The sequence below is a fragment of the Pseudomonas sp. RIT-To-2 genome (genome assembly GCF_029623465.1).
GTDB lineage: Bacteria > Pseudomonadota > Gammaproteobacteria > Pseudomonadales > Pseudomonadaceae > Aquipseudomonas > Aquipseudomonas silvicola.
The window spans coordinates 110862-123664 of the sequence record NZ_JAPYKM010000002.1 but is presented as its reverse complement, the minus strand read 5'-3'; the positions used below and the strand labels follow the sequence as shown (position 1 = coordinate 123664).

Here is a 12803-nt window from a genome sequence, read left to right as displayed (position 1 = left end):
GCCTGCAAGGCAGAGAAACCCCCGGCGGTACCGAGGGGAAAGTCCCCCCAGTCTACTAGATAGCTAGCTATGTGTTCTATTCGATTGTTTCATAGGGCAAACCGACGTAATTCTCGGCGATGGTCTTGCGCCCGGCTTCGGAGCCCACGTAATAGTCCAGTTCGGTTTGCTGGATGCGCTGGCTGAAGTCATCGGTGTCGGGGAATTTGTGCAGCACCGACGTCATCCACCACGAGAATCGCTCGGCTTTCCACACCCGCCGCAGGCACACTTCCGAATAGCGGGCGAGCAGCTCGGTGCGGCCTTCCCCGTAGACCTTGCAGAGAATATCGAACAACGTGCTGACATCGCTGGCCGCCAGGTTCAGGCCCTTGGCGCCGGTAGGGGGCACGATATGCGCGGCATCGCCCACCAGGAACAGCCGGCCGTACTGCATCGGCTCGACCACGAAGCTGCGCAACGGCGCGATGCTTTTCTCGATGGACGGGCCGGTCACCAGGCGCTGTGCAAGGTCTTCGGGCAGGCGGGCCTTGAGCTCATTCCAGAAGCGTTCGTCGGACCAGTCCTCTACCTTTTCCTCGGCGCTGACCTGCACGTAATAGCGGGTGCGGGTTTCCGAGCGCATGCTGCACAGGGCAAAGCCGCGTTCATGGTTGGCGTACACCAGCTCTTCGTTGACCGGTGGGGTGTCGGCGAGAATGCCCAGCCAGCCGAAGGGGTACACACGCTCGAAAGCTTTGATCGAGTCGGCCGGGATCGACTGGCGCGCCACCCCGTGGAAGCCATCGCAACCGGCGATGTAGTCGCAGTCCAGGCGGTGGGTCTGGCCGTCTTTTTCGAAGGTCAGGTAAGGTTGTTCGCCTCTCATGTCGTGGGGGCGCACGTTGGCGGCTTCATAGATCGTCTGAGCGCCACAGGCGTCACGGGCGGCCATCAGGTCCCGGGTCACTTCGGTCTGGCCGTAGATCATCACCGTCTTGCCGCCGGTCAGGGTCTTGAGATCGATGTGCGCGCGGCGGCCATTGAAGGCCAGTTCGAAGCCGGTGTGCACCAAACCTTCGGCGTCCATGCGGGCACTGACGCCGGCTTTGCGCAACAGGTCGACCATGCCTTGTTCCAGCACGCCAGCACGGATGCGGCTGAGCACATAGTCTGGGGTTTGGCGTTCGAGGATGACGTTATCGATACCGGCCTTGTGCAGCAGTTGGCCGAGCAGGAGGCCGGACGGACCGGCACCGATGATGGCGACTTGAGTCTTCATGGTTGTTATCCCAGGCAAGTTCCGCAGGGGCTGTGGGCACACGGCGGATAATTTTTATGATTGGAGTGCCTGCATTTTTCGCTTGAAGAGAGGGTGTCGGAAGGTGAAAAACAGCGCTTTTTTTGTACTTTTCGCCAATTGGTGCGATTATCGAGCGATATTGTGCTTGCCGAGTGCGTCATGATGTCACGCCCTGTTTCCAGCCCTGTTCCGGTGTTCAAGCTGTATGGCGAAGGTCAGGAATGGCTGACCCCCGACCTGCTGCACTGCGAAACCATCCCCAAGCGCAGCCGCGTGTACCACTGGGAAATCCAGCCGCACCGCCATGCAGATCTTTCCCAGTTGCTGTACGTGCATGCCGGTCAGGCCGAGATCGAGGTGGAAGGCCAACGGCGGTTGTTCAGCGAGGCGATGGTGCAGGTGGTGCCGCCTTTATATGTGCACGGTTTCCGCTTTTCGGAAGATATCGAGGGGTATGTGATCACCCTCGCGGCCCCCCTGGTCAGTGAATTGAAGGCATTATTGGGCCCTGCGGGGGAGGTGTTGGCGGTGCCTGCCAATTTCCTCGCCGGCGCCGACCGCGCGTACCTCAATAGCCTGGTGTCGGCGTTGCAGCGCGAGTACAACGCCGACCAACCCGCGCGCGACCTGGCCTTGCATTCGTTGATCAACCTGCTGGTGGTGTGGGTCAGCCGCCAGATGATCCAGCGCCACAGCGCTGGCCAAAGCCAGGAGCGTGGGCGCGAATACCTCAGCGACTTCACGCGCCTGGTCGAGGCACGGTTCCGCCAACAGCCCAGTGTCGAGGTGCTGGCCCATGCCACAGGCATTTCGGTGGCGCACCTGAACAACGTCTGTCGTGACCTGGCCGGGCAGACGGCGCTGCAGATCCTCCACCAGCGGTTGTTGCTGGAGGCCAAGCGAGCCCTCATTTACACCAGCATGACGGTCAGCCAGGTGTCGGACAGCCTCGGCTTTACCGACCCTGCCTATTTCTCGCGTTTCTTTCGGCGCATGACCGGCGGTTCGCCCCGGGCATTCCGCCAGGCTGGCAGCCTGCACCCTGCACTCAACGAAGGGCGTTGAACGTACCCGAGTGGGGAATGCACAGGGTGGTGCTGCAACTGATGTCCGTGCGCGGCTGGTTGCGCGCCTGTTCAACGCGCCAGGCGGCGGTAGCGTAGAGGGCTGCTACGCTAATGATCAGGAAGGTCATCAGGTATTTTCTTGTTGTGATGATCATGATGCTCACCTTGAGCCAGGCAGAAGTTTCTCTGACAAGTCTAGATCAGGCCTGGCAAGGCGGCGTCACGTAGCGGGATGTAGTGGGCGTATTTCTCATTTGATACGAAATGTTTCATGCTCAATCGCTACGTTTATACTTCGAAATGGAATTTAGATTTATAAATGCTTTAAAAATCAGCCAGTTGAATGGATAGGTTGATAGCGCTCCGGCAGGTTACTTTAATTTGACGCCGATGGCCTTTCTCTGGAACTATCCACTCATGGCTATGGGCCTTCTCCACTGGCCATTCGTGTCCCCTTGATCTTGCTTGCCTGCGTCAAACCTCGATTCCAGAGCGCTTACGTGCGGTAGCTTTGGCTTCAGGCCCCCAGCGTCCCAGGCATCTGTCGTTGTAACCGACCCACCCCTTTCAAACACTACGTTTGCTCCGGCCTCGCTGCCGGCTCAGCGGCGTTCGTTCCTTTTCCAAGAAGAGCGTTCAAGCTCGGACAGATGCATGTGCGCGCCATGCGCCGCCCCATGCAGGGAGTGATTTATGTACGGAAAATTTCTCGAGACCTCCACGGGTTGCGTGATTGGTGGCGCCGGGCCCGCCGGCATGGGGCTGCTCTTCAATGCCTTGCGCACCGGTGCCATCGCGGAGATGGCGCAGTATGGGCTGATCATCGTGGATGCCAGTGTTTCGCCCGGGGTGGGGCGGCTGGGTGAATACCAGATCACCGCCAACTCGGTCGGTGATGTGTTCCTTGATTGCCTGCGAGACCCGGCCATGGCCGACGTCTTCGCGCCGTTACAGCAAGCGCCGGCCTATTGGCGCATTGCCCATCAGGCCCAACAGGCGCCTTTGCTGTCTGAGGTCGGCGAGCTGTTGCTGCTGGCCTCGCAGTTGGTGCTGGACCACATCGTCGCCCGTTACAACGTGCAGTTATGGAGCGAAACGCTGATCACCGAGGTGATTCGCGACAACGACGAATACCATGTGTGGGTGGAGCATCGTGGCCAGGTGCAGCGTATTCGCACCGGTTCCCTGGTGCTCAACATGGGGGGGCGGCAAGACCCCCGCTGCCTGATCGACGGCCTCAGGGCGCAAGGGCTGCAAGCCCCGGCGTTGGCGGCCGTGCGCAGTGCCGACAGCCTGCTGCGCATGCCCGCGGCGGCATTGCGCGAGTGCTTCGCCCCGGTGGTGGCACGGGGCGGCCAGTTTGTTGTGGTGGGCGGCTCGCACAGTGCCTTCTCGATGCTGGAAAACATCTGCGTGGCGTTGGCACCAGCGGGGCTGAAATCCATCAGCCTGGTTCACCGGTCGCCCATTCGCCTGTTCTATGAAAGCGTCGAGCAGGCCCATGCCAACGGTTATGCATTTGACCCTGTGGCCGATGTCTGCCCGATCTCAGGTCGGGTCAACCGCTCTGGCGGCTTGCGTTACCGAGCGCTAGAGGTCGGGCGTCAGGTGCTGGAGCGGGGCCATGTAGGCGCTACGTCGGTACGGGCGCGGCTGCTGCTGACCGATGGCAGCGACCCGGCGCAAACGCGCGCCGCGAGCGAGGTGTTGAGCACGGCTGCGGTGGTGATGCAGTGCACGGGCTATCAACCGTTGCTGCCGGTACTGCGCCGTGGCGATGGCACCATGATTACCTTGAAGCAGGTGACCGGTGGCCTGGACTCGGACGCCAGTGGCTGCCCTTGTGACGAACAGGGCCGGCGCTTGCATGGCCTGCATCTGTTCGGGCTGGGGTCTGGGCTGGGCGTGGACCCATTGCTGGGTAGCGAGCCATCGTTCAGCGGGCGCATCTACGGGGTGTGGCAGTTCCACCACGACGCCAGTCGGGTGGTGATCGATGCGGTGCTGCAGCGTCTGGCCGACCTGGCCAGCCCACGGCCGGCCATCGTGCACATGGAGGTGGGCATGACCCACGGGTGGCCGCAGGAACTGCCAGACCCGGCGTGGGGCAAGGCAGTCATACGGTGAAGTGAATAAGGCGAACCCAGTGGGTTCGCCTTTTTTTTGCTTCGTGGCGGGTGCAGGCGCTGGCTTGCCAGCGAGCTTTTGAGGCCAGGAACAACTTGCCGGCAAGGATTTTTTACCGCTGCCTTGCCTCATGCGCCATCCAGTCGATGAACGCCGCCGTGCCTTCGCTGGCGGTGGTGCGTGGCGGTTGCACCAGGTAATACGCCAGCCCCGTGCGCACCTTGAGCTCAAACGGCATCGCCAGCCTGTGCTGCGCCAGGTCATCGGCAATCAGCGCCCAGTCACCAATCGCAACCCCCGTGCCCTGGGTGGCCACGGACATGGCCAGGTCCAGGGTTTCAAAATGCTGACCCTGGCCCAGGTTCGGCAGGCTTACACCCGCGGCTGCCAGCCAGGTTTCCCAGTCCTGTTCGTCGCGCGTGGGGTGCAGCAGCATGTGCTGGCGCAGGTCGTAGGCGGTCTGCAGGGGCTGTGGCCCCTGGATCAGGGCGGGTGCGCACACCGGGGTCAGCTGCTCGTCGAACAGGTGGCGCGGCCGTTGGCCGGCGGCAGGCTCGGGGCCGTAGACGATGGCCGCGTCGAAGGCTTCGTGGCGGAAGTCCACGCCGTGCTGCACGGTCGTGGTCAGTTCCACGGGAATGTCCGGCCGTTCTGCCTGCCAGCGCATCAGCCGCGGCCACAGCCAGCGCATCACGCAGGTCGGCGCCTTGAGTTGCAGTGCCTGGCGCTGGCCGCCCGCCACCTGCACCGCTTCCTCGATCAGGCCGAACACCTGCTGGATCCGCGGAAACAGCTCGCGGCCTTGCTGGGTCAGGCTCAGGCCACGAGCCTGGCGCATGAACAGGGCAAACCCGAGGTGGCTTTCCAGCCCGGCGATCTGCCGGCTCACGGCCCCTTGGGTAACGTGCAATTGCTCGGCGGCACGGGTGAAGTTGCAGCATTGGGCGACCACCAGGAAGGTGTGCAGGGCCGGCAGCGGGGGGAGGCGTTTCATCGGTATTAAGCCATGATCTGAAGACATGGCTAGTATGACTTTATTTGCCTTGTGCCGACCAGCGCCGAACCGGTGAAATGGCCCCTGTTTACAGAATATTCAGCAGGCGGTAGGGCAATGGCGACGTGTGGCGAAGTGTTGGTCAAACTCCTTGAAGGTTATGGGGTGGAACAGGTATTTGGCATTCCCGGTGTGCATACCGTGGAGCTGTATCGCGGCCTGGCCGATTCCCCCTTGCGCCACGTGACCCCGCGGCATGAGCAGGGGGCGGGGTTCATGGCCGACGGCTATGCGCGTACCCGCGGCAAGCCTGGGGTGTGTTTCATCATCACCGGGCCGGGCATGACCAACATCACCACCGCCATGGGGCAGGCCTACGCCGACTCTATTCCCATGCTGGTGATTTCCAGCGTGCAATCGCGCAACCAATTGGGGGGCGGGCGCGGCAAGCTGCACGAGCTGCCGAACCAGAGTGCCCTGGTAGCGGGTGTGTGTGCGTTTTCCCATACCTTGATGAGCGCCGCCGACCTGCCGGCCGTGCTGGCGCGCGCCTTCGCCGTGTTCGATGGTGCCCGGCCACGGCCGGTACACATCGAAATTCCCCTGGACGTGCTGGTAGAAGACGCCGATGCCTTGCTGGGCAGCGCGCCGGTGCGTGTCCAGCGCGCCGGTGCCGCGCCGGCGGCGGTGGCGCAGATGGCCGAACAGTTGCGGGCCGCGCGCCGGCCATTGATCCTTGCGGGTGGCGGTGCCATCGGCGCTGCCGCGGCCTTGGCCCGCCTGGCCGAGCATTTGCAGGCCCCCGTGGCCTTGACCATCAATGCCAAAGGGCTGTTGCCGGCGGCGCACCCGCTTTTGATCGGTTCCACCCAGGCCCTGGACGCCACCCGTGCGCTTATCGAGGCCGCGGACGTGGTGCTGGCGATCGGCACCGAGTTGGCGGAAACCGACTACGACATCACCTTCAAGGGCCTTTTGCGCATTCCCGGCAGCCTGCTGCGGGTCGACATCGACCCCGACCAGACCGTGCGCAATTTCCTCCCCACCGTCGCCCTGGTGGCCGACGCTGATAGCGCCGCGCAGGCATTGCTGGCCGCGCTTGAGCAGCAAACGGCCCCGGCGCGCGATGTGCAGTGGGGCGCCGCGCGGGTCAGCTTGTTGCGCCGCCAGCTCGAGGCCGAATGGGACGCCCCCACCCGCGCCCAGACGCTGATGCTGGATACGTTGCGCCAGGCGCTGCCCGGCGTCGTGCTGGTGGGCGATTCGACCCAGCCGGTGTACACCGGCAACCTGACCCTGGACATGGACCAACCGCGCCGCTGGTTCAACGCCAGCACTGGCTACGGCACCCTGGGTTATGCGTTGCCCGCGGCCATGGGCGCCTGGCTGGGCGGTGGCGCGGCCGCCAGCGAACGGCCACCGGTGGTGTGCCTGATTGGCGATGGTGGCCTGCAATTCACCCTGCCGGAACTGGCCAGCGCAGTGGAGGCAGGCATTCCGGTGATCGTGGTGCTGTGGAATAACCAGGGCTACGAGGAGATCAAGAAGTACATGGTCAACCGTGCCATTACCCCCGTGGGGGTCGATATCCACACCCCGGACTTCATCGCCATTGCCCGGGCCATGGGCTGCCACGCCGAAGCCGCCAACACCGTCGGGCGCCTGCGCGAGGCCGCGCAGGCTGCGGCGCTGCGGGTGCTGCCCACCCTGATCGAAATCGACCAAGCCACCTGGATGAGCGAGTGCCACCCATGCTGAAGTTTCCCCACACCCTGCCCGGGCTCTACATCGATGGCCAATGGCGCCACGGTCCTGACACGCTGACAGTGATCAACCCGGCGAACGAGCAGGTGCTGGCGCACGTGGACGGCGCCGACGGTGGTGCCGTTGACCTGGCGGTGGCCGCTGCCCAGCGCGCCTTCGCCGGCTGGTCGCGGACACCCTCCCGCGCGCGCGCGGCCTGCCTGCGTGCCATCGCGGACGGCGTCGAGGCCCGGCGCGAGCGCCTGATGCAGTTGCAGGCGAGCAACAATGGCAAGCCGCTGTTCGAAGCGGGCATTGATGTCGATGACGTGATTGCCACGTTCAACTATTACGCCAGCCTGGCAGATGAGCTGGACGCCAACCGCGACCTTGATGTGCCGCTGCCCACGGATGAATTCACCGCTCGCGTACGCCGCGAACCCTGTGGCGTGGTAGGGCTGATCGTGCCGTGGAATTTCCCCATGGTGACCACCGCCTGGAAGCTGGCCCCGGCGTTGGCAGCCGGTTGCTGCGTAGTGCTCAAACCCTCGGAAGTGACGCCGCTGGCCGAGCTTGAGCTGGCCGCTATCGTCGCCGAAAGCGGCCTGCCAGCCGGGGTGTTCAACCTGGTATGTGGCACCGGCCTGGCAGTGGGCGCGCCCATGGCCGCTCACCGCGCCATCGCCAAGCTTTCCTTCACCGGCAGCAATGCCGTGGGCGTTCAGGTGATGCAGCGCGCCGCCGAAACCGTCAAGGGCGTGAGCCTGGAACTGGGCGGCAAGTCGGCGCTGCTGGTGCTGGAAGACGCCGATCTCGACCTGGCGGTGGAACTGGCCAGCGGCGGTGGGTATTTCAATGCCGGCCAGATGTGCTCGGCCACCAGCAGGGTATTGGTAGCTGATGCGCTGTACGCACCGTTCCTGCAACGCCTGAAGGCGCGTGCCGAAGCCATCGTTCAGGGTGACCCGTTCGAACCGGGTACCGAAATGGGCGCGCTGGTCAACCGCACGCAGTACCAGCGGGTGCTGGGGCATATTCAGGCTGGCATCCAGGCGGGTGCGACACTGGTGACCGGTGGCGGCCGGCCGGCGGCACTGCCGGTCGGCTTTTTCGTGGCGCCCACGGTGTTCACCGATGTGCCTCTGGAGAGTGCCCTGTGGAACGAAGAAATTTTCGGGCCAGTGCTCTGTGTGCGCCGCTTCCATGATGAGGCCGAGGCCATCGAGCGGGCCAACGACAGTGATTTCGGCCTGGTGGCCAGTGTGGTCAGTGCCGACGTGGCGCGTGCCGAGCAGGTGGCCAACGCCTTGCAGGCCGGGCTGGTCTGGATCAACGCGCCGCAAGTGATTTTCCCGCAGGCCGCGTGGGGCGGTTACAAACAGAGCAGCCTGGGGCGTGAACTGGGGCCGTGGGGCTTGCAGGCGTTCCAGGAGATCAAGCATGTGGTGAGGGGCGCGTAGGGTCTGTATGAAATGTATTCCAGCGAAGGCCAGGCAAGGCGAAAACAGGCGAGGAAGCGGAGTTTACGTGTTGTAAATGAGCATTCCGAGCCTGTTTTCAACGCAGCATGGCCGAGTTGGGATGCATTTCGTAGAGTGCCTGGCCCCCACGGCCCCTCAGGGCGTCACACACTCAGGCGCAAGCGCTGCAGGTCTCGCCCGGGCGGCTCGCCGAACAGCCGGCTGTACTCGCGGCTGAACTGCGAAGCGCTTTCATACCCCACCCGGTATCCAGCGGCGCAAGCGTCCAGGCCATCGCTGAGCATCAGCCGTCGGGCCTCCTGCAGGCGCAACTGCTTCTGGTACTGCAAGGGGCTCATGGACGTCATGGCCTTGAAGCGGTGGTGCAGGGTCGACACGCTGAGGTTGACCTCGCGCGCCAGGTCTTCCATGCGCAGGGGGTGGTCGAAATGGCCATTGAGCCATTCGATGGCCTGGCTGACCCGGTGCATCTGGCTGTTGCCCACGGCGATCTCGTACAGCCGATGGCCCTGGGGGCTGCGCAGCAGGCGGTAGAGAATTTCCCGGCGTACCAGCGGCGCCAGCATGGCAATGTCCTTGGGCGTGTCCAGCAAACGCACCAGGCGCACCACGGCGTCCAGCAGCGACGGGTCCAGTTGCTCCACGTACACGCCGCGCTCGGTGGGCCGCGCGGGCACACCCAGAGGCCCGGCGGCGGCGATCAGGGCGTTGATCTCCGCGGGGTCGATGTCCAGCCGCAGCGACAGGCACGGGCTGGCGGGGCTGGCTTCGAGGATGGCGCCGCTCAGCGGCATGGCCACCGACACCACCATGTAGTTCAGTGGATCGTAGAGGTAGTCCTCGTCGCCCAGGCGGATACGCTTGCTGCCGTTGGCCAGGATGCACAGGGCCGGGCGCACCATGGTGGGGAACGACTGGCTGCACTGGTCATGGTTGCTGAGAAACAGCGCGGGCACCTTGGATTCGAACGTGCCATTGCCACCGGTATGGCGGCTGATCAGTTCGGCCAGGGTTGCCCGCTGGCTTTCCATGAAGGGGTCCAGCTGGGCGTGAAGACGCTCGAAATCGGTCATGGGAAGGCCTCGGGGGGCAAGTGCGCTGAGAATAGTTTTGTGCAAGGGAATGGGCCAGTCCAATCCTGTCGAATGCTTGCCTGATCCTGCATGGTTGTCCGGACGGTCCCTTGCTTGCCGGGGATTCATGTTGCTGCTTGTTTCTACAGGAAGTTGCCAGCGTGGCGCCCACGGACAAACGCCGCTGCAGGATCGGGCAAGCCGGGCGCAGGAATCGACTACCTCCCGGTTGTTACCACCCCTTACTCTCTGTTGCCGTACCACCCGTTTCAGTCGACTACGGAGAAGCATCCATGTCTTTATCCACCACGGTCAGCCACAGTGCTTTCATTCGCGCCCGGGCCGGGCATTCCGCGCAACTGGGCCAGCGCCTCGAGCGCTTGCTGGAGCCTTCCCGGCACACGCCGGGTTGCCTGCATTTTGCCTTGCAGCATTCCCAGTGTGACGAAGACCTGTGGCTGGTCAGCGGCTTCTGGGCCAGCCAGCAGGCCATGGCCGCCTGGTTCAATTCACCGGTGATGCAGGTGTTCGATGCCCTGGTCAACGACCTGCTCGTCACCAGCCTGGAGTTCCACACGTTCAGCGACGTGCAACCGCGCCGCTGTTCTTTGCACAAGCTGGCCAGTTGAAAGGCTAGAATGCTCGGCTTTGATCAACCGCTGGGGCAAGTGACGATGGCACGCAGGGAATTCGAACATTTCGAGGCCGTTTCGGCCGCGGTACCGGGTGAAGGCAGCTACCGTGCGGCCATTGCCGTCAAGGCACTGGGCGCCGCGGGCGCGCCGCGTTTTCACAAGGTGTTGCCTGACACCACGTTCAAGACCGCGCTCAGCGCCGACCAAGCCGCCTGCCACGAGCTTGCCCGGCTGGTAGCGGTAGACGGCGACGGTGAGCTGGTCTGGTGAGCCGCTATCGGGGGCGGAATATCTTGAACAGGGCCTCGGGGCCGATTTCGAAATAGTCGGCCGGGCCGCCGCCGCGCAGGATCGGCTGGGCGGCAGCGGTATCGTATATGCCGTCCTTGAGTAGGCCCTTGGCGATGTGCACGGCCACCACCTCGCCCAGTATCAGCCAGCTGGGCACCACTTGCTTATCAGCCCTTTGCAGCTGGATGATCTGTGTGACCTTGCATTCGAAGGACACCGGGCTTTCCTGTACCCGTGGCACGGCGATCACCCGCGAAGCCACGGGGGTCAGGCCGCTGAGGACGAACTCATCGACTTCGGGCGCTACGGCGGCGCAGCTCTGGTTCATTTGCTCGGCCAGCGGGCGGGTGGCCAGGTTCCAGGCGAACTCCCCGGTCTTCTCGATGTTGTTGAGGCTGTCCTTGCGGCCCACACTGGAGAACCCGATGATCGGCGGGACGTAGTTGAAGGCGTTGAAGAAGCTGTAGGGCGCGAGGTTCAGGCGGCCTTGTTCATCGTGGGAGGAGATCCAGCCAATAGGGCGGGGGCCGACGATGGCGTTGAAAGGGTCATGGGGCAGGCCATGGCCCTGGGACGGTTCGTAGAAATGAATGTCATCGGGCATTGCACGATCCTGGCGGTGGAAAGCAGAGTCCTCAGTGTGCAGCGCTGAAAACCCTGCTGGCAAGGCCGCGTCCTGCCTGATGCATCGCCCGGACGGCTCAGTCAGTCTCGATGCGCGAGTGCTTGCGGGTGTCCTTCATGAACACGTACACCAGCAGCGAGCAGGCGATACAGGCCGTCACGTACCAGTAGTAGCCGCTCTCCATGCCAATGCTCTTGAACCACAGCGCGATGAACTCGGCGGTGCCACCGAAGATCGATACGGTCAGCGCATAGGGCAGGCCGACGCCCAGGGCGCGGATCTCGGTGGGAAACAGTTCGGCCTTCACTACCGCGTTGATCGAGGTGTAGCCACTGACGATGATCAGCGCCGCCATGATCAGGAAGAACGCGCCCCACCAGGTTTCAATGGTGTGCAGGGTCGTCAGGATCGGTACCGTGAACAGTGTCCCCAGAACGCCGAAGGCGATCAGGATGGGCCGCCGGCCGATCTTGTCCGACAAGGCGCCGATCACCGGTTGCAAGCACATGAACAGGAACAGCGTGGCTGCCGAGATCATGGTCGAGTCGGCCTTGCTCATGCCTACGGTATTGACCAGGTATTTCTGCATGTAGGTGGTGTAGGTGTAGAACGCCAGCGTACCGCCCATCGTCAGGCCAACCACGGTCAGCAGTTCCTTGGGGTGGCGCATCAGGGTGCGCATCAGGCTTTCCTGGGGCTTGTCCTTCTTCTGGGTGAACGAGGCGGTTTCCTCCATGCCCCGGCGCAGCCACAGGGCCACTACCGCGCACAGGGCACCGATCACGAACGGCACGCGCCAGCCCCAGGCCAGCAGTTGTTCCTCGGTGAGGGTCTGCTGCAGCACGATCAGCACGGCCAGGGCGATGAGTTGCCCGGAGATCAGCGTCACGTACTGAAAACTGGAAAAGAAACCGCGGCGTTCCTTGGTGGCCATCTCGCTCAGATAGGTGGCCGAGGTGCCATATTCGCCGCCTACCGACAGGCCCTGCATCAGCCGTGCGATCACCAGCAGAATGGGCGCGCCGACGCCAATGGTTTCATAGCTGGGGGTAAGGGCAATGACCAGCGAGCCGAAGCACATCAGCAGCACCGAGGCCATCAGCGCCGCCTTGCGGCCCTTGCGGTCGGCGTACAGGCCCATCAGCCAGCCGCCGATGGGGCGCATCAGAAAGCCCACGGCAAAGATGGCCGCGGTGTTGAGCAATTGCGCAGTGAGGTCGTCCTTGGGAAAGAACACCTGGGCGAAGTACAGGGAGAACGCGGCGTACACGTACCAGTCGTACCATTCCACCATGTTGCCTACCGAGCCACTGAAGATCGACTTGAGGCGGTTGGCGGTGGTTTTCGGGGCGGCCGTGGTTTCGGCCCCCGGGAGGGTTGGGGAGGCTTGCATAGTGAGTCCTTCTGGTTCTTGTTGTGCGGCAGCGAACAGCGTGCCTTGGGAAGGGGTATTGCAGGGGGCGTGCCAAGGCAGCTGAGCCCGAA

12 protein-coding genes are annotated in these 12803 nt (G+C 63.6%); 6 read left to right on the top strand and 6 right to left on the bottom strand.

All coding sequences use genetic code 11. The annotated features are described in order from the left end of the window. Positions 1 to 76: 76 nt before the first annotated feature. On the bottom strand, positions 77 to 1261 hold the full coding sequence (pobA, locus tag QBK88_RS02520) for a 4-hydroxybenzoate 3-monooxygenase (RefSeq protein ID WP_277960789.1): 1185 nt from the start codon (positions 1259 to 1261) through the stop codon (positions 77 to 79). Positions 1262 to 1444: 183 nt separating this feature from the next. On the opposite strand from pobA, the gene QBK88_RS02515 reads away from it, so the two are divergent. After that, positions 1445 to 2347, top strand: coding sequence for a helix-turn-helix domain-containing protein (locus QBK88_RS02515; protein ID WP_277960907.1), 903 nt, complete (start codon positions 1445 to 1447; stop codon positions 2345 to 2347). Here QBK88_RS02515 and QBK88_RS02510 read toward each other — a convergent pair. Continuing rightward, positions 2331 to 2504 (bottom strand): hypothetical protein, encoded by a 174-nt coding sequence (locus QBK88_RS02510; RefSeq protein WP_277960788.1) that lies wholly within the window; start codon positions 2502 to 2504, stop codon positions 2331 to 2333. The two genes, QBK88_RS02515 and QBK88_RS02510, sit on opposite strands and share 17 nt — an antisense overlap. Before the next feature lie 538 nt (positions 2505 to 3042). Between QBK88_RS02510 and QBK88_RS02505 the strand changes: the two genes are divergently transcribed. Further along, on the top strand, positions 3043 to 4476 hold the full coding sequence (locus tag QBK88_RS02505) for a pyridine nucleotide-disulfide oxidoreductase (protein WP_277960787.1): 1434 nt from the start codon (positions 3043 to 3045) through the stop codon (positions 4474 to 4476). 112 nt (positions 4477 to 4588) lie between these two features. Here the strand turns inward: QBK88_RS02505 and QBK88_RS02500 are convergent, their stop codons facing one another. Next, a complete protein-coding gene (locus tag QBK88_RS02500) occupies positions 4589 to 5470 on the bottom strand; it encodes a LysR substrate-binding domain-containing protein (RefSeq protein ID WP_277960786.1) in 882 nt (293 codons plus the stop codon). 117 nt (positions 5471 to 5587) lie between these two features. On the opposite strand from QBK88_RS02500, the gene QBK88_RS02495 reads away from it, so the two are divergent. Beyond that, entirely contained in the window at positions 5588 to 7228 is a 1641-nt protein-coding gene (locus tag QBK88_RS02495; RefSeq protein WP_277960785.1) for a 5-guanidino-2-oxopentanoate decarboxylase, read from the top strand. Beyond that, the gene (locus QBK88_RS02490; RefSeq protein WP_277960784.1) at positions 7222 to 8673 is read left to right on the top strand and encodes an aldehyde dehydrogenase family protein; all 1452 of its coding nucleotides are present in this window, start codon (positions 7222 to 7224) and stop codon (positions 8671 to 8673) included. Before QBK88_RS02495 ends, QBK88_RS02490 begins: the two co-directional genes overlap by 7 nt. 164 nt (positions 8674 to 8837) lie before the next feature. Here the strand turns inward: QBK88_RS02490 and QBK88_RS02485 are convergent, their stop codons facing one another. Beyond that, entirely contained in the window at positions 8838 to 9767 is a 930-nt protein-coding gene (locus QBK88_RS02485; RefSeq protein ID WP_268148693.1) for an AraC family transcriptional regulator, read from the bottom strand. Positions 9768 to 10060: 293 nt separating this feature from the next. Here QBK88_RS02485 and QBK88_RS02480 point away from each other — a divergent pair, with 293 nt between their 5' ends. Continuing rightward, complete coding sequence (locus QBK88_RS02480) at positions 10061 to 10396, top strand: antibiotic biosynthesis monooxygenase family protein (RefSeq protein ID WP_277960783.1); 336 nt, start codon at positions 10061 to 10063, stop codon at positions 10394 to 10396. A 45-nt stretch (positions 10397 to 10441) separates the two neighbouring features. Beyond that, positions 10442 to 10672, top strand: a complete 231-nt coding sequence (locus QBK88_RS02475; protein ID WP_277960906.1) for a hypothetical protein — start codon at positions 10442 to 10444, stop codon at positions 10670 to 10672. Between the two features lie 4 nt (positions 10673 to 10676). On the opposite strand, the gene QBK88_RS02470 is transcribed toward QBK88_RS02475, so the two are convergent. Next, a complete protein-coding gene (locus QBK88_RS02470) occupies positions 10677 to 11297 on the bottom strand; it encodes a flavin reductase family protein (protein ID WP_277960782.1) in 621 nt (206 codons plus the stop codon). A 97-nt stretch (positions 11298 to 11394) separates the two neighbouring features. Next, entirely contained in the window at positions 11395 to 12711 is a 1317-nt protein-coding gene (locus tag QBK88_RS02465) for an MFS transporter (protein WP_277960781.1), read from the bottom strand. Between the last annotated feature and the right edge of the window lie 92 nt (positions 12712 to 12803).

Excerpts from the sequence above, each read along its gene's own strand:
- pobA (WP_277960789.1), bottom strand. The coding sequence starts at position 1,261 with ATGAAGACTCAAGTCGCCATCATCGGTGCCGGTCCGTCCGGCCTCCTG.
- QBK88_RS02515 (WP_277960907.1), top strand. The coding sequence starts at position 1,445 with ATGTCACGCCCTGTTTCCAGCCCTGTTCCGGTGTTCAAGCTGTATGGC.
- QBK88_RS02510 (WP_277960788.1), bottom strand. The coding sequence starts at position 2,504 with ATGATCATCACAACAAGAAAATACCTGATGACCTTCCTGATCATTAGC.
- QBK88_RS02505 (WP_277960787.1), top strand. The coding sequence starts at position 3,043 with ATGTACGGAAAATTTCTCGAGACCTCCACGGGTTGCGTGATTGGTGGC.
- QBK88_RS02500 (WP_277960786.1), bottom strand. The coding sequence starts at position 5,470 with ATGAAACGCCTCCCCCCGCTGCCGGCCCTGCACACCTTCCTGGTGGTC.
- QBK88_RS02495 (WP_277960785.1), top strand. The coding sequence starts at position 5,588 with ATGGCGACGTGTGGCGAAGTGTTGGTCAAACTCCTTGAAGGTTATGGG.
- QBK88_RS02490 (WP_277960784.1), top strand. The coding sequence starts at position 7,222 with ATGCTGAAGTTTCCCCACACCCTGCCCGGGCTCTACATCGATGGCCAA.
- QBK88_RS02485 (WP_268148693.1), bottom strand. The coding sequence starts at position 9,767 with ATGACCGATTTCGAGCGTCTTCACGCCCAGCTGGACCCCTTCATGGAA.
- QBK88_RS02480 (WP_277960783.1), top strand. The coding sequence starts at position 10,061 with ATGTCTTTATCCACCACGGTCAGCCACAGTGCTTTCATTCGCGCCCGG.
- QBK88_RS02475 (WP_277960906.1), top strand. The coding sequence starts at position 10,442 with ATGGCACGCAGGGAATTCGAACATTTCGAGGCCGTTTCGGCCGCGGTA.
- QBK88_RS02470 (WP_277960782.1), bottom strand. The coding sequence starts at position 11,297 with ATGCCCGATGACATTCATTTCTACGAACCGTCCCAGGGCCATGGCCTG.
- QBK88_RS02465 (WP_277960781.1), bottom strand. The coding sequence starts at position 12,711 with ATGCAAGCCTCCCCAACCCTCCCGGGGGCCGAAACCACGGCCGCCCCG.